At 37.0% G+C, this 18,761-nt stretch carries 19 protein-coding genes; 15 read left to right on the plus strand and 4 right to left on the minus strand.

Features of this window, described 5'->3' with window-relative positions; translation table 11 throughout:
- Positions 1–79 precede the first annotated feature (79 nt).
- From NZ519_04400 to NZ519_04425, 6 genes are all read left to right on the plus strand, one after another.
- The gene (locus NZ519_04400; protein ID MCS7027984.1) at positions 80–358 is read left to right on the plus strand and encodes a hypothetical protein; all 279 of its coding nucleotides are present in this window, start codon (positions 80–82) and stop codon (positions 356–358) included.
- Positions 336–905 carry a hypothetical protein gene (locus NZ519_04405; protein MCS7027985.1) on the plus strand — a complete coding sequence of 190 codons (570 nt, stop codon included), beginning with the start codon at positions 336–338 and terminating at the stop codon, positions 903–905. Before NZ519_04400 ends, NZ519_04405 begins: the two co-directional genes overlap by 23 nt.
- A gap of 16 nt (positions 906–921) precedes the next feature.
- A complete protein-coding gene (locus tag NZ519_04410) occupies positions 922–1,218 on the plus strand; it encodes a DUF4286 family protein (GenBank protein MCS7027986.1) in 297 nt (98 codons plus the stop codon).
- A gap of 21 nt (positions 1,219–1,239) precedes the next feature.
- Complete coding sequence (locus tag NZ519_04415) at positions 1,240–2,169, plus strand: transketolase family protein (GenBank protein ID MCS7027987.1); 930 nt, start codon at positions 1,240–1,242, stop codon at positions 2,167–2,169.
- 169 nt (positions 2,170–2,338) lie between these two features.
- Positions 2,339–3,202, plus strand: a complete 864-nt coding sequence (locus NZ519_04420; GenBank protein ID MCS7027988.1) for a sigma-70 family RNA polymerase sigma factor — start codon at positions 2,339–2,341, stop codon at positions 3,200–3,202.
- 48 nt (positions 3,203–3,250) lie between these two features.
- The gene (locus NZ519_04425; protein MCS7027989.1) at positions 3,251–3,994 is read left to right on the plus strand and encodes a hypothetical protein; all 744 of its coding nucleotides are present in this window, start codon (positions 3,251–3,253) and stop codon (positions 3,992–3,994) included.
- A gap of 9 nt (positions 3,995–4,003) precedes the next feature.
- On the opposite strand, the gene NZ519_04430 is transcribed toward NZ519_04425, so the two are convergent.
- Positions 4,004–4,933 carry an LD-carboxypeptidase gene (locus NZ519_04430; protein ID MCS7027990.1) on the minus strand — a complete coding sequence of 310 codons (930 nt, stop codon included), beginning with the start codon at positions 4,931–4,933 and terminating at the stop codon, positions 4,004–4,006.
- A 94-nt stretch (positions 4,934–5,027) separates the two neighbouring features.
- On the opposite strand from NZ519_04430, the gene NZ519_04435 reads away from it, so the two are divergent.
- From NZ519_04435 to NZ519_04450, 4 genes are all read left to right on the plus strand, one after another.
- Positions 5,028–5,411, plus strand: a complete 384-nt coding sequence (locus NZ519_04435) for a heavy-metal-associated domain-containing protein (GenBank protein MCS7027991.1) — start codon at positions 5,028–5,030, stop codon at positions 5,409–5,411.
- A gap of 109 nt (positions 5,412–5,520) precedes the next feature.
- On the plus strand, positions 5,521–7,365 hold the full coding sequence (gene glmS / locus NZ519_04440; GenBank protein MCS7027992.1) for a glutamine--fructose-6-phosphate transaminase (isomerizing): 1,845 nt from the start codon (positions 5,521–5,523) through the stop codon (positions 7,363–7,365).
- A 122-nt stretch (positions 7,366–7,487) separates the two neighbouring features.
- Complete coding sequence (locus tag NZ519_04445) at positions 7,488–8,396, plus strand: hypothetical protein (GenBank protein ID MCS7027993.1); 909 nt, start codon at positions 7,488–7,490, stop codon at positions 8,394–8,396.
- Positions 8,397–8,439: 43 nt separating this feature from the next.
- On the plus strand, positions 8,440–9,801 hold the full coding sequence (locus NZ519_04450) for an O-antigen ligase family protein (protein MCS7027994.1): 1,362 nt from the start codon (positions 8,440–8,442) through the stop codon (positions 9,799–9,801).
- On the opposite strand, the gene NZ519_04455 is transcribed toward NZ519_04450, so the two are convergent.
- The 3 genes from NZ519_04455 to NZ519_04465 all read right to left on the minus strand — a co-directional run bounded on the left by NZ519_04455 (position 9,798) and on the right by NZ519_04465 (position 11,789).
- Positions 9,798–10,172 (minus strand): hypothetical protein, encoded by a 375-nt coding sequence (locus NZ519_04455; GenBank protein MCS7027995.1) that lies wholly within the window; start codon positions 10,170–10,172, stop codon positions 9,798–9,800. The two genes, NZ519_04450 and NZ519_04455, sit on opposite strands and share 4 nt — an antisense overlap.
- 91 nt (positions 10,173–10,263) lie before the next feature.
- Complete coding sequence (locus NZ519_04460) at positions 10,264–10,998, minus strand: ABC transporter permease subunit (protein ID MCS7027996.1); 735 nt, start codon at positions 10,996–10,998, stop codon at positions 10,264–10,266.
- Positions 10,999–11,027: 29 nt separating this feature from the next.
- The gene (locus NZ519_04465; GenBank protein ID MCS7027997.1) at positions 11,028–11,789 is read right to left on the minus strand and encodes a hypothetical protein; all 762 of its coding nucleotides are present in this window, start codon (positions 11,787–11,789) and stop codon (positions 11,028–11,030) included.
- Positions 11,790–11,811: 22 nt separating this feature from the next.
- On the opposite strand from NZ519_04465, the gene NZ519_04470 reads away from it, so the two are divergent.
- From NZ519_04470 to rpsB, 5 genes are read left to right on the plus strand one after another with little or no spacing between them, the layout of a single operon-like run.
- On the plus strand, positions 11,812–13,806 hold the full coding sequence (locus tag NZ519_04470) for a tetratricopeptide repeat protein (protein MCS7027998.1): 1,995 nt from the start codon (positions 11,812–11,814) through the stop codon (positions 13,804–13,806).
- Between the two features lie 34 nt (positions 13,807–13,840).
- Positions 13,841–16,780 carry an excinuclease ABC subunit UvrA gene (gene uvrA / locus NZ519_04475; protein MCS7027999.1) on the plus strand — a complete coding sequence of 980 codons (2,940 nt, stop codon included), beginning with the start codon at positions 13,841–13,843 and terminating at the stop codon, positions 16,778–16,780.
- 53 nt (positions 16,781–16,833) lie between these two features.
- The gene (rplM, locus tag NZ519_04480) at positions 16,834–17,316 is read left to right on the plus strand and encodes a 50S ribosomal protein L13 (GenBank protein ID MCS7028000.1); all 483 of its coding nucleotides are present in this window, start codon (positions 16,834–16,836) and stop codon (positions 17,314–17,316) included.
- A gap of 9 nt (positions 17,317–17,325) precedes the next feature.
- Positions 17,326–17,727 carry a 30S ribosomal protein S9 gene (gene rpsI, locus NZ519_04485; GenBank protein ID MCS7028001.1) on the plus strand — a complete coding sequence of 134 codons (402 nt, stop codon included), beginning with the start codon at positions 17,326–17,328 and terminating at the stop codon, positions 17,725–17,727.
- A 20-nt stretch (positions 17,728–17,747) separates the two neighbouring features.
- Entirely contained in the window at positions 17,748–18,527 is a 780-nt protein-coding gene (gene rpsB / locus NZ519_04490; GenBank protein MCS7028002.1) for a 30S ribosomal protein S2, read from the plus strand.
- Positions 18,528–18,761 lie beyond the last annotated feature (234 nt).

Here is an 18,761-nt window from a genome sequence, read left to right on the forward strand (position 1 = left end):
CCCTTCGCATGCCTCACGCAAGTGATCTCTGAAAAATTCATTTCTTTGTAATTTATGCAAAGTTTTAGCTTGTAAGTACTTGTACTTCAAGCTTAAACAAGGTAAAGACATAATTGCAAGGGTCATTTGCGTGAGGGGCATGAAGCATGCCCGCAAGGGCAGTACGAAGCGTAGCGAAGTACCGAAGCGAAAGCGTAGTGCGGAATGCCCCGACCCTTGCGTTAGCAAGGGGCACGCCAAAAAAAAACAACATATCTCAATTTTTATTGCTCAGAAAATTTTATCTTTGTTTTATGATAACAAAGTGGATATTTGTAGTTTCTTTTTGTCTTTCTTTGGGCGTCACGGCGCAGGTTAGCACTGTTCTCAAAAATAACTATCTTGATTTTTTTATGGCAACTACTACGTTCGGAATAGAGCAGAATATCAAAAATATTTTCAGTGTGCAAGCTTTGGTAGGCTATACCTATTCAGAAAGGTTTAACATTTATGAAGCTCGTAACCTGCGTGGGGGCGTTATAGATGTGCAACTGCGCCGTTATATCATACCTGGCAAACAACAAAATTTATCTCATGCATATATCGCAGCAGCTTTTGTGCATCGGTTTGCATCTTATTTTACAGATGAATGGTACTCTATGAACAACCAAACGGTGGTCATAAGAGATGTTAAAGCTAAAGCAGGCTATTTTTCTTTTGGGGGAATAGTAGGCTATCAGCTGTCTTTACTTAAAAGAAAATTACTTTGGGATAATTACATAGGTGTGTGCGGGCGCATAGGCAGCGGATATAACAAAGCAAAAAGAGGAGTAGTGTATTACCAACCTGACAACATGGTTTTTGAGTTAGCTTACTCGGGCATTGCACCAAAATTCGGTACTGCTTTGTGTATTGTTATTCGCTGAATTATTTTTGTTGAGTATGGTAGTTTATTCTGTACATATTGAAGTAGAACCTGACACAGAAAATACTTGGCTAAAATGGATGATGGAAAAACATATCCCTGACGTGATGAATGTAGGTATATTTACACATCGGACAGTTATTAAGCTGCACATTGAAAACAGTTGCCAGTATCGGATTGACTATTTTACTGATAGCCTTGAAAAGTATCAAGAATATCAACAGAAATACGCCAAAAACTTACAGCAAGAGCATTTATTGCTTTTTGGGCACAAAACAAAGGTTCACAGCCGTACTGTAGGGACTATTTTATAGGTATTTTAATACTTTTGCAGCATGGAACTAAAAGATACACGTTCGGGCTTTGGAGCGGCTTTGGAACTTTTAGGTGAGCAGAATAGCAAAGTAGTAGGTTTGTGTGCAGATTTGACAGGTTCTTTAATGATGACAGCTTTTAAGAACAAGTTTCCTGAGCGTTTTTTTCAAGCAGGGGTTGCTGAAGCGAATATGATAGGTGTAGCTGCGGGTTTAGCTACGCAAGGCAAAATTCCTTTTGCTGCGACTTTTGCCAATTTTGCCACGGGGCGAGTGTTTGACCAGATTCGCCAATCAGTGGCTTATTCATACAAAAATGTTAAAATTTGTGCTTCGCATGCAGGATTAACCTTAGGCGAAGATGGGGCTACTCATCAAATTTTAGAAGATATTGGATTGATGCGCATGCTTCCGAATATGACAGTGATTAACCCAGCAGACTACAATCAAACCTACTTGGCTACACTTGCTATTGCGGAATATTATGGACCGGTGTATTTACGCTTTGGTAGACCAAAAGTTCCTGTTTTTACAGACATCAACGCAAAATTTGAAATTGGTAAAGCTGTATGCTTCAAACCAGGTAAAGATGTTTCTATTTTTGCTACGGGACACTTGCTGTATAAGGCACTACAAGCTGCATCGATATTAGCACAGCAAGGTATTGATGCAGAAGTAATCAATGTGCATACTATCAAGCCGTTAGACGAAGAAATGATTTTAGACTCTGTGTCCAAAACTAAGCGAGTGGTTAGTGCGGAGGAGCATCAAAAAAACGGGGGTTTAGGGGATGCAATTGCTCAACTATTAGTCCAAAGAATGCCTGTACGTATGAAGATGGTAGCTGTGGAAGATAAATTTGGAGAAAGTGGAACCCCTGAACAGCTTTTACAAAAGTACGGTTTAACCGAGAATGATATTGTAAAAGCTGTGCAAGCGCTTGTTTTTTAGTTATTCCATGATTGACTGTATTAAAGTATTGAGTTGATAAAAAATCATTGGCTATTAGACTTTTGCAGAATAAAAAATATTTTTTGGATATACAAAAAAATGTTTGTATATTTGCAACCCGTTTATCTTTTTTGCGTTAAAGATAAAAAAATAGTTAAATATAGCCGTGATGCGTCAACTAAAAATCAGCAAGCAGATAACCAACAGGGAATCCCAATCTTTAGACAAGTATTTGCAAGAAATCGGGAAAGTAGATTTACTTACTCCCGATGAGGAAGTAGAGTTAGCCCAAAGAATTCGTGAGGGCGATCAAGCTGCTTTGGAAAAACTCACGAAGGCTAACTTGAGGTTTGTAGTATCAGTGGCAAAGCAGTATCAAAATCAGGGGCTCTCGTTGGGCGACCTAATAAATGAAGGCAATTTAGGTCTTATTAAAGCAGCTAAACGTTTTGATGAGACACGTGGGTTCAAGTTCATTTCTTATGCAGTATGGTGGATAAGGCAATCTATCTTGCAAGCTTTGGCTGAACAATCTCGGATTGTGCGGTTGCCGCTCAACCGAGTAGGCGCATTGAATAAAATTGGAAAGGCTTTCTCTCAGTTAGAACAAGAATTTGAGAGAGAACCTTCTCCACATGAATTAGCAGAGGTATTAGACTTAACTGCGGAAGAAGTTGCGGATACGCTCAAAATATCAGGTAGACACATTTCAATGGACGCCCCTTTTGTACAAGGGGAAGAAAATCGTTTATTGGATGTATTAGAAAATGAAGAAACTCCCCGCCCTGACCATGTATTGATTGCGGAAAGCTTACGCGCAGAAGTAGAAAGAGCCTTAGAGATGCTTACGGAAAGAGAAGCAGAGGTCATTCGGTTGTACTTCGGCATCGGAATAGAACACTCTTTGACTCTAGAAGAAATAGGAGAGAGGTTTAACTTAACTCGTGAACGAGTGCGTCAGATTAAAGAAAAAGCAATCCGTAGGTTGAAGCATACTTCAAGGAGCAGAGCGCTGAAGGCGTACCTAGGGTAATATGTTATGAAGCCCCACTGCTCTGTTCTACTTATACTTTTAGTTCTAGTGCTTCTTTCTTGCGCGCAAAGCCCTCATATTCCCAAAGTTTTTGATGTGTCTGGTAAGCATGTGTTCGGAAAGTATACTAATGGACAGTGGAAAGCACCAACCAAATACGCAGGAAAATATAAAGTGTATCGTAGAGAAATGTTTATAGGCACAGTTACTCTAAAACCTATACAAAATAAAAGTCCAGAACCATGCTCACCAGACTTTACTTATAATGAAAACTTTCAAAGCATAGAAAAAATAGACTATATTGCTGTTGAGGGTACGTGGAATCATCTTCCTCGTATTCCTAAAAGGTTGAACACGAAAGACTCTAGTTACCGCAGTATAGTTTTAGAGTGGGGCAAAAAATGCAATCTAAATCTGAAAGATTTTGAGATAACAGAAGTAGTTCAAGTAGATATAGATAATGACCAAAATCCTGAAATTATTATTGTAGCGAAAAATATAGAGCACACATTTGGGGCTACCGAGAATAGTTTCAGTACTGTTTTGTTACAAAAAGATAGTAAAACCTACCCGATAGCTAGTTTTTTTCTAGACAAGGAATCTGCTAAGCACTGTACAGAGGAAACACCGTGCTATGCAGCAATATTTAGGCTGTCTATGTGCTTGGATATAAATAATGATGGGAAGCTCGAAATTATTGTAGCTGATACTGTACACGAAGGCATGGGCAAAAGTATCTACCAGTGGAATAACAAATTTGAGCGAATTCTAGAATGGGGCTGTGGTCTGTAAGTTTTGATTTTATGTCCATTTAAGTATAACTTTTTGACTATCAATTTCTAAATAAACTTCTCTATTTAAGTACAAAGCATAATTATTAGGTTCGTGTCCTGCTGGAAAGCCAAAGCATACAGGATAGCTATACTCTGACACAATCTCCGCAATGATTTGATAAGCGTCCTTGCCAAAAAATTTCTCCTCACTTTCCTTGATGTTTGTCATGTACCCTACAATTAAACCTACTATTTTATCCAACTTACCTGCGTGCTTGAGGTGTATCATCATGCGGTCTATGTGATAAGCATACTCATCAATGTCTTCTATGAAGAGAATTTTATTTGTTGTGTCCAAGTCATAGCTAGTACCAATAGCAGCGTGTAGCAGACTGAGATTACCTCCTACTAATTTTCCTTTGGCAGCTCCTTTTCTATTTTGAGCGTGAGAAGGTATTGTGTAAGTACTAAGTTCTCCAAACAAAGCAGCTCTCAACGTTTGCAGACTAATAGGGTCATTAGCTTCATCGAATAAAATAGGCATTGTGCCATGAATAGATGTTATGTTGAATTGGCTTATTTTAGCATGTAAAATAGTAATATCGCTAAATCCTACTACCCATTTAGGATGATGTATAAATGTAGAAAAATCTAATTGCTCAATGATTCTACTTGTACCATAACCCCCTCTGAGTGCAATAATTGCTTTAGCTTGTGGGCTGTTTAGAGCCTCTTGTAAATCTTGTGCTCGTTCAGTATCTGTTCCTGCAAACCAATAATATTCGTTTTGAACGTTCTTTCCTAGCTGCACGTTTAATCCCCAACTTTGAAGGATATGTATCGCATTCTCAATCAAATCAGCGGATATTTTTTTTGCAGGTGCAACCAAAGCCACTGTGTCTCCTACTTTCAAATAAGGTGGTATCGTCATATTTTGTAGAAAAGAAAGTTTATACAATGTTACAAAATAAAAACCTTGACATAAAAATTCCTATTCCAACTTTCATCTTTTTTGAAAACAAAATTGCTTACTTTTGCGTTCACACTTAGCTATGAAAGTACTACACATAATAATCACTATCCTCATACCGTTGTTTTACTTTGCTTGTACTTCACAGGGTAAAAACATGCGAGAAGTACTAAATTCCACAGAAGATAACTCCAAGAATCCTTACAAGAAAGACATGTTTACAGTATATGTTAAATGCCAGCAGTCTGCTTTTAATGTACAAAAGATACTTAGCGAACAAGAAGGAGTGATAAAAGCAGAATGTAATCTTAATACAATGGTAGCTACTGTGGAGTATGATACAACAAAAACTAATCTTTTGAAACTCATGAAGGCAGTAGCCGAAGGGGGATATGATGCTGGCGAAATAAAAGCTAATCCAAAAGCCAAGCATCTAACTCCTTTTTGCTGTCAAAATCGCAAATAGTTGTAGTCTAAAATCTAATAGGAAACCTTTCAGAAATAGTGTTGCCGTACTTGATACGGCACTGTTTTTGCTTTTATTACGCGAATTTGTTTAGTTTGTACGTACCATTATGTGTGGCATAGTAGCATATATTGGAAATAAACAAGCCTACCCAATAGTCATAAAAGGACTCAAACGTTTAGAATACAGGGGGTATGACTCTGCAGGTATAGCTATTCTTAATGGCAGAATGCAAATCTACAAACGAAAGGGGAAAGTTTCTGAATTAGAAGCATACATTGAAGAACTTCTCAAAGGTAAGATAGTAGAGGGTACTATTGGAATGGGACACACTCGTTGGGCTACACACGGAGAACCGAACGATATAAATGCACACCCCCATACCTCACAAAGAAAAGACTTTGCTATTATTCATAACGGAATCATTGAAAACTATGAAACCTTAAAACAACAGCTGATTAAGTTAGGACATCATTTTGAAAGCGAAACTGATACCGAAGTTTTAGCCCATTTGATAGAAGAGTACATGTATCAAAATAATTTGACATTAGATGAAGCAGTAAGAATGGCACTTAATAACGTAGTAGGTGCTTATGGAATTGTAGTGATGTCCGAGAAGTATCCAGATATGTTGATTGGGGCTAGAAAAGGCAGTCCTTTGGTATTAGGTATAGGAGAAAAAGAATATATGTTAGCTTCGGATGCTACCCCTATTGTAGAAATTACTCGCAGAGTAGTTTATTTGAATGATGGGGAAATGGTTATTGCTAAGAGAGATGGTTTTACTTTGAAAACTATTGATAACGTTGTTAAAACTCCGTTTGTGCAGTATTTGGAGTTAGAGTTAGAGGAGTTGGAAAAGGGGGGCTATGAACATTTTATGCTTAAAGAAATTTTTGAACAACCTACTTCTATTAGCAACTGTATTAGGGGCAGAATAAATCCTAACAGCGATTATATTCATTTGGGGGGTATTGCCCAATATATAGACCAAATTGCACAGGCGCAGCGAATAATCATCGTGGGCTGCGGCACATCTTGGCATGCAGGGTTAGTAGGAGAATACATTATAGAAGACCTTACTCGTATTCCCGTTGAAGTAGAGTATGCCTCGGAATTTAGATATCGTAATCCCATTATTCATCCAAATGATGTGGTTATTGCTATTAGTCAAAGTGGAGAAACGGCAGATACTCTGGCAGCTATTCAATTAGCTAAAAGTAAGGGTGCTCTTATTCTGGGTATCTGTAATGTGGTAGGTTCAAGTATTCCACGCATTACCGATGCAGGTATATATACACATGCAGGACCTGAAATAGGCGTTGCTTCTACCAAAGCTTTTACAGCGCAAGTTACCGCTTTGATACAATTAGCCTTAAAAATTGCTCAAAAACGAGGTATAAACAGAGAAAGGGTAATTTCCCTATTAAAAGGATTAACCCAAATTCCACAGCATATTCAAACTATCTTGAGACAAAATGAAAAAATAAAAGAGATTGCCGCAATATTTAAAGACGCCACTAATTTTCTCTATCTTGGACGCGGCTACAATTTTCCTGTGGCTTTAGAAGGTGCACTTAAGCTCAAAGAAATTAGTTACATTCATGCAGAAGGATATCCTGCCGCAGAAATGAAACATGGACCTATTGCCCTTATTGACGAAAACATGCCTGTAGTCTTTATCGCTACCAAAGATAGCTCTTATGAAAAAATCATCAACAATATCATGGAAGTCAAAGCTAGAAAAGGTAGAGTAATTGCCATTGTTACAGAACACGATGTACAAGCAAGTAAACTAGCTGAATTTACAATCCAAATTCCTGAAGTAGATGAATTACTAACTCCTATTTTGTCTGTTATTCCTTTACAGTTACTTTCTTATCATATCGCAGTTATGCGAGGGTGCAACGTTGACCAACCTCGAAACTTGGCAAAATCTGTTACTGTTGAGTAAGGTTTATGCTACCTAAACTCTAATTAAGCGCCATGTTAAGTGATTGTGATTGAAAAATTATCTAAATATAACTTAGTGCTTTTTTTTGTAAGCATATAGCATAGTTTTCTATTTTTGTTGTCATGAATGAATATTCGTTTAGCCTGTTAGGTATCTTTCAGGTGGTTAGAGGTTACTGGAAAAGCATCAGTATATTTGTAGGATTGAGTAGTGCAGTAGGAATAGCAATAGCATTTTATTTGAAGCCTTACTATAAGTCTACTTGCTCTATATACACGTTAGACCATAGAGCTATGGTAATGTCTTCCACTCTAGGCAGCTCGGAAATTGATGATAATATGTTTGCACCCTTAGGCGGTGCAAATTTACGTATAGGTACTCCCGATGATGTAGATCAAGTAATGGGCGCTCTAATGAGTGAAAAAGTCCGAATGCAAATCATTCAAGAATTTGGACTATATCAAAAGTATAACATCAAACCTGAGCACCCCAAAGCTAAGGCTAAAATGCTTAGTATTTTAGAGGATAACCTCAAAATTAAACGCACTAGCTACAATACGCTTGAAATTTCAGTATGGGAAACTGAACCTGAATTAGCACAAAAAATAGCTAACCGATTCGCAACTTTAGCTAACGAAGTGTACAGCGGAATATTCAAAACTAACATGGAAAAAATTGCCACAGCCATGCAGGAAGAGTATCAAAGAAAATCCGTAGAGATACAGCAACTTTCAGATAGCCTGAATAAACTCAAAAAACAAAACATCAATCCTGCTCATCAAATTGTGTTGGAGCAGCTGCTTATTGCTGAAACCAAGCAACTTTCAAAATATAAAACAGTATTAGAAATGAGCAAAATGGATAAAAAATACACCCTAGACAATGCTATGATATTAGATGAAGCCCAACCTAATGGTAAAAGAGATAGACCAAAACGGGCACTTATTATCTTAGGCTTTGCCCTTAGTGGACTAGGTATCGGAGTACTATTTGCTATTTTGAAACACAATCTAAACCGAGTTCATGCATAATACCTGCCATTTCAATTTTACTTGGGTGTGGCTTGCCAATTTTTTGATATTTGCAATTGCTATTCTGGGTATTTTATGGACAAGGCAAGAAGCATGGGCATTTTTACCCTTAGCATTCCACGTATTTCTGCTTGGACTAACTAACTATCAATGGACGTATGCGGTAGTCATATTGAGTATTCCCTTATCTGTAGATGTTTTTATTTTAGATGAAACTATTAGTATTAGTGTCCCTGCTGAACCTATTCTTGTTCTTTTAATGTTCATGTTTTTTGTCAAGAGCTTGCTTAATCCACAAGCAGACCTTGCTTTGTGGTCCCATCCTATTACAAATTGGATTATAGTAGGTTGGATATGGACACTGGTGTGTACACTCTTTTCTACGCATATTCTTGTATCTGTTAAAGCAACTATCATGAAAACATGGACAATTACTGTATTTTTTTTTGTTACTTATTATGTACTTAAAAAATGGAAACAACTGCCTAATATATGGCTATTGTATATAATTCCTTTAACTTTTGTTGTCATTTATGCTCTATTTAGACATTTTCAAAAAGGTTTGACCTTTTATTGGAGCAGTTTTGTGATGTCGCCTTTTTATAAAAATCATGTTAACTATGGCACAGCTGTGGCTGCGGTTTTGCCTTTTTTATTAGTGGGAATTTTTGCCCGCTCGTGGATAAGATGGATTTGTTTAACACTCTTTATTTTATTTTGTACTGCTGTTGTATTTACTTACACAAGAGCTACATATATTGCTGTGTTACTTTTGCCTGTAACCATCTTATTGTACTATTTGAGATTGATACGGATAAGTGTTTGGCTTGTTTTAATTGCTGCAACTTTTTTAACTACGTACTTGCTTTACGACAATAACTATCTCAGTTTTGCTCATGGGGAGAAGTATACAGAATGGCATAAAAACAGTTTTCAAAAACAGATAAGCGCTACTATTAAGCTTAAAGATGTTTCATCAGTAGAACGTTTATATCGTTGGATAGCAGCGTACAACATGATTCAAGATCGCCCTGTTGTAGGTTTTGGAGCGGGGACGTTCATTTTTGAGTACAAAGGTTACACTAATGCATTTTTTAGAACAGAGGTCAGTTCAAATATAGAAAATTCAGGTCTGCACTCTCAATTTATTGGTGCGTTTGTAGAAGGAGGAATTATAGGAGGAATTTTATTTATAGGTTTGGTCATAACGGCTTTGTTTCGTTCGCAAAAAATTTTTCAAAAAGCATCAAAAACAAAAAAATTGTGGGCGCTAGCTACAGGTTGCAGCCTTATTATTCTTTTGCTTCACTTGCTTATCAATGACCTATTAGAAGTAGATGAAATTGGGTCTTTATTTTACATTAACCTTGCAGCGTTAGTTTATTTAGATATCCATAAGGATTAAAATTTTAATGATAATTTTTTGGGCGTGCCCCTTGCTGACGCAAGGGTCGGGGCATTCCGCACTGCGCTTCGCTTCGGTACTTCGCTGCGCTTCGTACTGCCCTTGCGGGCATGCTCCATGCCCCTCACGCAAATTACCTGTGCAATTATATCTTTACCTTGTTTAAGATTGAAGTACAAGTACTTACAAGCTAAAACCTTGCATAACTTACAGAGAAATGAATTTTTCAGAGATCCTTTGCGTGAGGCATGCGAAGGGCGTGCGTTAGCACGGTGCGTAGCGAAGCGAAGCACCGAAGCGTCAGCGTAGCCCGAAGCACGCCGACCTTGCCCACACAAGCGCAAGCGAAGTGTGGGCAAGGACACGCCCAAAAAATTAAAACTTAATCTATTCCTTTTTTGAAATCTAATTCCTCAATCTCAATGGCAAAGTGCTTCTGTTCCTAATCTCAATCAGAAATGCTTACTTTCTTATCTCTATAAGCGTTTTGCTGATTAAAATACAGGCAACCGAGAAAGAAACAAAGTAAAAAACATCTCTAAAATCTATCACACCCCTGCTCATACTGACATAGTGGTTTTCTATCCCCAACGCATCAATAAAGTCATGAACTCTGACTTGATGTGTAAATAAATCGGCTATCAGACCAAAACCTTTGAACCAAAAGAAACATAAAAAAAATCCTATAATAAAAGCCACAATTTGATTATCTGTAAGAGCAGAAGATAATATCCCTAAAGCACAGAAGGAAATACCAATAAGAGTTAGACCTACGTAAGCACCATAAGCAGCTCCCCAGTCTATGTTTCCTTTGGGAAGAGCGTACTGTTCAACAGTAAATAGGTAGATGAGAGTAGGCAAAATACAAAGTACAGTAAGCGTAGATGCAGCCAAAAATTTTCCTAAAAGAATTTGATATTCTGAAATAGGTCGGGTCATAAGGAATTCAAAAGTGCCCGTTTTTTTCTCTTCTGCAATAGCCCGCATGGTAATAGCAGGAACTAAAAACATAAACGCCAAAGGTGCAAAAGTGAAAAATACTTGCAAATTAGCTGCCCCTACTTGTAGCGTATTACCTGGTGCTATCCAAACAAAAAAACCTACTATACCAAGAAAAACAATCATAACTACATAAGCAATCAAAGAACTGAAGAATGAATGAATTTCTTTTTCAAAAATAATCCAGATATTACGCATGGGTGCAAAAGTAACAAGAAAACTTTTAGTTATCTACCTTCTTCCAAGTATATCTCCTTAGCCCCGTACCAGTAACCATGCTTATCAAAAAAGCTTATTCTGTATTTACCTAAATCCTTTTTTTTGACTGTCCACTCTGCTTGATAATATTCCCCCTGTTTCAAAGCAATAATTGAAGCGCTTGGGATAAGATTATTTTTCTTGTCATATTGGTATATGTTCAGCAATAATGTATCTTTATCATCAGAAGAGGGTAGACCGCATACTATCGTAATTTGATGGCTACGTTTCCTTCGGTGTAGAGTAAGTACGCTGTCAGTTTGAAATAGAACAGATTCGCTTTTGTAAAGCACTTGTATTTCTTTGAAGGTAGAGTAATCATTTTTGGGCAGTGAAATTTGAGGCTTGTATAGAATAAGCAAAGAAGTTTCATACAATTTTACGCCTTGCTTAGTAAACGCAAATACTTGATACCATCCTTCTTTTGGTAATGTACATTCTACGACAGTAATGCTATCTTTTTTATTCGTAGGTTGTAGTTTTGAACTATAGTAGCTTTGATAATGGTAGATATCTACTATTATACTATCTTCAAAACGCATCAAAGTATGCATCAAGGGAATTTGAACCTTACAAGGAAGGCTACGGGCTACATAAGTTTGAGAAAAGTGCCGATATGTATGTTCATTTTGAGCTAGAAGGCAAAAATGCAGAAAAACAAGAAATAGTAAAAATTTTATACCTTTGCACATTTGTAGATTTGTAAGAATGCTGCGCTTAAAAATACTCATTTGTGGGATATCAATCTTGCAAGTGTCAAATATTTTTGGGCAGCATAGAGTATTGGAAAGCTTACAAAAAGCAATACAAGTTCATAATCAAAGAGATAGTACACGCGTTAACTACCTGATAGGTATAGGAAAGCAGATTATGCGTAGCGATAAAGAAAAAAGTTTGCAATATGCTCTTGAAGCAGTTCAAATCGCTGAGGAACTCAAAAATATCCCTATACAGATAAAAGCTTACATTCATTTAGCTAAGTCATATAATTTTCAAAACAAGTATACAAATGCCATTGAGTATTATCAAAAAGCAGCCGTTTTATGTGAAAAAATTTTAGATACCATCAATCTAGCTGAAATTTACTTTGGGTTAGCAACCATTTATCGATTTCAAGAAAAGTACAAAAAAGCAGAGCAATATAACTACCGCGCTTTGTCTATTCTTAACCATCCTAAGTATGATGCTTTACGCTCAAAAATATACAACAATATGGGTATTTTGTTTGATAGACAAAAAAATTACCAAAGAGCTATAGAATTTTATGAAAAATCCTTACAAATAAAAGAAAAATTGAAAGACAGTTTAGGTATGTCTGTTACACTAGCGAACTTGGCTATTCTGTATTCCTACAATAGCAGTGTCAAAAATTTTGAAAAGGCAAGACAGTACCTTGAAAGAACAAAAAAAATTTCAGCTTTACTTAACAATAATAGTGTTGTAAGAAATGTTTATTTATACTTGGGTAAAATTTCTTTTGAAGCAAAAGAACTAGATAAGGCATTAAGTTACTGTAACCAAGCTATTGAGTTATATAAGAATGACAAACCTGACGATGTATACGTAGATGCCCTCATCACTAGGGCTAATGTTTTGTTAGAAAAAAATAACTACAGTCGTGCAGAAAAAGAATCTCTTTATGTATTACCGCTAGTCCATAAAATAGAAAGTAAAGAGCGAGAAAAAGAGCTTTACCAGACACTCTCCAAAATTTATGAGAAACAAGGTAAGTATAAAGAAGCTTATTTATACAGGCAGAAGGAAAGTATTGTAAAAGATAGCTTATTTGCAGAATACAAAAGACAAGAAGCAGGTTTGGCAGAAAATGATTATGAACTTTTACAAATAGAACAAATGAATCAAAAGCTAAGGTCGCTTAACCAGATTCAGCAAGAACGATTACGCAAACAAGGTATTACAATTGCTTTTGTTGTATTAGCACTAGCCTTAGCTTCTGCTTTGGCTATTCTTTTAGTATATGTAAATAGTTCAAGAAATCATTATCTTAAAAAACTTGAAGAACGTAATCAAATAATTAGTCGTATCAACGCAGAGCTTCAAAAAAATAACCAAATTAAAGATAAACTTTTTTCTATCATTTCTCATGACTTACGTAGTCCTCTTGCTACTGCCAAAGGAATACTTATGATTCTTAAAGATGAACCTAACCTTCCCGAAGATTTTAAGGTTTATCTCCATCAAATCAGCAAAAATTTAGATAATACCTTTAATTTGTTAGATAATTTGCTCAAATGGTCTGCTGCTCAAATGCAGAACGTAAAACCTAATCCTGCTACTTTTTCTATTCAATCTTTAATTGCAGAGATTATGGAACTTTACAGCCCTGTTGCACAGGAGAAAAAAATTGAATTAACCGCCAATGTACCCCAAGATTACTTTGTTTTTGCTGACCGAGATATGCTGCATTTAGTTCTTCGGAATTTAGTTAATAATGCAATTAAATTTACACCTGAACAAGGTAAGGTTCAAATTTCTGTAACGCAGCAAGGTAAAGAAGCAGTTGTTTCTATCACTGATACAGGTGTAGGTATTCCACAAAAGCACATTGATAAGATATTTGAAGGCTTAACTACAAGAGGTACAGCAGCAGAAAAAGGCACAGGATTAGGCTTACAGCTGTGTAAAGAGTTTATTCAGCTCAATCATGGCAAGCTTAGCGTGCAAAGTACAGAAAACGTAGGAAGTATGTTTTCTTTTACGGTACCTTTATCGGAAAATCAAATTTGAACCATTTTTCTTATAGTTTTGTACAAAGTTAAGTATGAGTACCTCGCAGCAAAACGCTTTTGAGAAAAAAGATACTCAGAACTACATACTTATCAAAGGCGCTCGAACCCACAACCTTAAAAACATTGACCTTGCTATTCCCCGAAATAAGTTAATTGTCATCACAGGACTAAGTGGTTCAGGCAAAAGTTCCTTAGCTTTTGACACTCTCTACGCAGAAGGACAACGCAAATACGTGGAAAGTTTAAGTGCGTACATTCGCCAGTTTGTAGACCAAATGGAAAAACCCGATGTAGATTATATTTTAGGCATCTCCCCAGCTATTGCTATACAACAAAAAGTTTCTACCAATAACTCTCGATCAACAGTAGGTACAATCACAGAAATATATGACTATCTACGCTTACTTTTTGCTCGAGTAGGACAAACTTATTCACCTGTTTCAGATACTATAGTTAAAACGCATACCATTCAAGATGTAGTAGATTTTACAGCAAACTTACCACTGAATACCAAAGTTTATCTCACGGTTAGTAATCATAAAAAAGATAAACGCACTTTAAAGGAAAATTTAGAGGTTCAATTACAAAAAGGTTTTAGCCGTTTATTCTACTATGGTCAGATAGTAGATATTGAGGATTTCATTTCTACAATTACTAAAAAGGAAGAGCACGACTACATAAAAGGGAATATTTATCTGCTGATTGATAGAACGATTATTCGAGAAAATTTTTCCCAATATCTCAACGATTGGTCTGATTCTGTGTCAACGGCTTTCTCTGAAGGCGAAGGAGAACTTACTTTGTGGATAGAGAGCCCTCAAACTTTGAAATTGCCCAAAAATGAGAAACTAGATCCGAGCAAATACTACATTACTTTTTCTGACCGATTTGAAGCAGATGGAATAGCATTTGAACGCCCTACTCCCGAATTTTTTAACTTTAATACGGCGTATGGAGCTTGTGCTTTGTGTCAAGGAAGCGGCTATGGTCATACTTATTCTAGAAATTTAATTATTCCCGCACCTGAACTTTCTGTTAAAGAAGGCGCTGTACGTATATGGAAAGGAAAGATGCAGGAATATTTGAATAATTTTCTCAAAACTGCCCCTCGCTATGGATTTGACATTGATAAACCCTACGAATCGTTGACAGAGAAAGAAAAAAATATCTTGTGGTATGGATTAGACACACTTTGCGTGGGGATTATTCCAAGTATAATGGAAGCACTCAAAAGCAACCAAATATATGTTTTGAACTCACTAGAAAAAGTCAAAACTACAGGTGTATGTGCATCCTGTGAAGGTACTCGCGTACGCATGGAAACGAATTATGTAAAAATAGGTAACAAAAACATTCGCCAAGTACTTCAAATGTCCATTTCCGAAGTTTTAGAATGGATAAACAACCTCGAGCTTAGCCCCTATCAACAAAAAATAGCAGAACGTTTATTGATTGAAATACAATCAAGGTTAGAATACGTTCAGCAGGTTGGATTAGAATATTTGACCTTGCATAGAAATGCAAATACACTTTCAGGAGGAGAAACACAACGTATTCATTTAGCTAAGTCTTTGGGCAGCCCTTTAATTAACACCCTGTACATTTTAGATGAACCTTCTATTGGTTTGCATCCGAATGATACCCAAAAGCTAATACAGACCCTTAAAAACTTACGCAATTTAGGCAATACTGTAATTGTAGTAGAACACGACCCCGAAATTATGAAACACGCTGACTACATTATTGATATGGGCAAATATGCAGGAGAAAATGGGGGAAATATCGTTTTTCAAGGAAAGTATTCAGAACTTCTCAAATGTGAGCAAAGTTTGACAGGTGCTTATTTATCAGGTAGATCATCTATTCCTGTACCTAAAAACAGGCGAAAGCCCAAAGACTTTATTATTTTGAAAAACATCAATGTCAACAATCTACAAAATGTATCTGTGGATATTCCCACAGAATGTTTGACCGTAGTTACAGGAATAAGTGGTTCAGGAAAGTCCTCTTTAATTGTAGACGCTCTTTATCAAAAGGCTTATTATCAACTCAGAAAATCTGATTTTGAAGAGAATAAAGAAAGTTTTTATGAGGATGAGGAGTATGAAACAACAGAGCACTTATCCAACTTACCTGATGAAACTTATACCAATCACAACAGTGGCTATGTTTTTATTCCACATACAATAGACTTTGTAGAGTTGATAGATCAAAACCCAGTTCAAAGAAGTTCGCGTTCAAACGTAGTTACTTACACAAAAACCTATGATTTTATCCGTTCTATCTTTGCACAACAACCTCTATCTAAACAAAGAAACTACAGCGAAGGACATTTTTCCTATAATTCCGAACATGGGGCTTGTGATGTATGCGAAGGTGAAGGATACATCACGATTGATATGCAGTTTATGGCAGATTTGAAGTTAGTTTGTGATATTTGTCAAGGCAAACGATTTAAAAAAGATATTTTAGATGTTAAATACAAGGATAAAAACATTTATGAAGTATTACAAATGACAGTAAATGAAGCCATATTATTTTTTAGTGAGCACTTGCGGATTATCAATCGGCTAAAACCTTTGGAGGAAGTAGGCTTGGGCTATATACGATTAGGTCAAAGTACAGATACATTTTCAGGTGGAGAGTTACAACGCTTGAAGCTAGCTGCTTTTTTAGTGGAAGATAAAAACCGAAAAGGATTATATATTTTTGATGAACCTACCACAGGACTGCACTTGTATGACATTGAAAAGTTGGTAAAAGCCTTGAACAAATTAGTAGATCAGGGGCATACCGTAGTAGTAATAGAGCATAATTTAGAATTTATCAAAACTGCAGACTATGTGATTGAATTAGGTCCTGGTGCGGGAGATAAAGGTGGAAAAATAGTATTCACAGGTACGCCTGAAAAAATGATACGAAGCAAAGGCACGGTTACAGGCAGTTTCTTAAAACCTCTTTTACAATTTTGATATTTGAAATGTTCAGTGTAACTTTGCAGTCCTTTTTCAGGTGTTTTGAGTTCATGGATACGTTAAGTTTTAAAACTGTTTCGGCTAACGCCAATACGAAGGATAAAGCGAACGAAAATACTATCCAACGTAAATGGTGGTTAATTGATGCAGAAGCCGAAATTGTGGGGCGCTTAGCAGCGCGCATAGCTTATATTTTGCGCGGCAAGCATAAGCCTATGTACACCCCACACGTAGACTGCGGTGACAATGTAATTGTCATCAATGCAGCAAAGGTTCGTTTTACAGGTAAAAAAATGCTAAAAAAAGAGTACGTCCGCTATACAGGTTATCCTGGCGGGCAGCGCTTTACACCTGTATCTAAGGTGTTTAAACTTCATCCTACGCGTGTTTTAGAGCATGCTGTGTATGGTATGCTTCCTAAAACAAGGTTAGGAGAGCGATTGAAGAAACGCCTATTTATTTATCCAGGGGCTACTCATCCTCATGAAGCGCAAAAACCCGAAAAATTAAATATCACAAGCATTAAAAGATAAGGAGGAGCAATGGTAAAAATCAAGGATGATAAAAAGAACGCAGTAGGTAGACGAAAAACCGCAGTGGCGCGCGTATGGGCAAAGCCAGGTTCAGGCATCATTACCGTAAATGGCAGAAAACTTGAAGATTACTTCCCATTGACGAACTTACAAACTGTAGTCAAGCAGCCCTTAGCCCTTACTAACACTCTTTCTAACTTTGATATTCAAGTAAATGTTAGAGGGGGAGGTATTAGTGGGCAAGCAGAAGCAACCCGCCTGGGAATTGCTCGCGTATTATGCGAAATAGACCCTGAACATCGCCCTGTATTGAAACAAGCAGGTCTGCTTACTCGTGATCCAAGAATGGTAGAGCGTAAAAAACCAGGTCGTAAAAAAGCACGCAAAAGATTTCAATTTTCTAAACGTTAATCAAGAGGAGGAGAGACATCATGAATATTCCAACATACGAACAATTATTAGATGCAGGTGTGCATTTTGGGCATCTTACGCGCAAGTGGCATCCCAAAATGAAGCCCTACATTTTTATGGAGCGCAACGGCATCCACATTATAGATTTATACAAAACCCAAGTTATGCTGCAAGAAGCCTGTGAACTAGCTAAGCAATTAGCACGCACAGGTAAAAAAATTCTATTTGTAGCTACGAAAAAACAAGCAAAAGATATTGTAGCGCAGGAAGTTAGCCGCTGTAACATGCCCTATGTAACCGAACGATGGTTGGGGGGAATGCTTACCAACTTCACTACTGTTCGCAAGTCCATTAAAAAAATGCACGGGCTTGAAAAACTAATGGCAGACGAGGAAAACTACAACAAGCTTAACAAAAAAGAGCGGCTAATGATAGCACGTAAAAAAGATAAAATTGCAAAAGTATTATCAGGTGTAGTAGATTTAGCTCGCCTGCCCGCAGCAGTTTTCATCGTAGATATAAAGAAAGAACACATTGCAGTTGAGGAAGCTAGAAGGTTGGGCATTCCCATCATTGCTATGGTTGACACAAACAGTAATCCCACTCTGGTAGATTATGTCATTCCTGCTAATGACGACGCGGCTAAATCTATCCACATTATCACTTCCACTATTGTGGATGCAATTATCGAAGGATACAACGAAAGAAGGATAGACAAAGAAAAAGAGCAAGAACAAGAGCAACAAGAAACTAATCTTGCTGACAATACTTCTACACCTACTGAAGTAGTTACCGAATAAGCGCTTACGTTGGTTTTGTTTTTGATTAAGTGTTGTGCGCCCCCGCGAAGCGGGGGCGCACAAAAAACTATTCATCCCATCCTAACTTTACTCACATTGCATAAAACCCATTTTTACTTTACATAAAGGACAAACTCCAAAATTCTAATTTCAATTTTAATTTTTTGGGCGTGCCCTTGTGGGCGTTTCGCTGCGCTCATGCCCACAAGGTCGGCGTGCTACGGGCTACGCTAT

The organism is Bacteroidia bacterium, assembly GCA_025056095.1.
GTDB lineage: Bacteria > Bacteroidota > Bacteroidia > JANWVE01 > JANWVE01 > JANWVE01.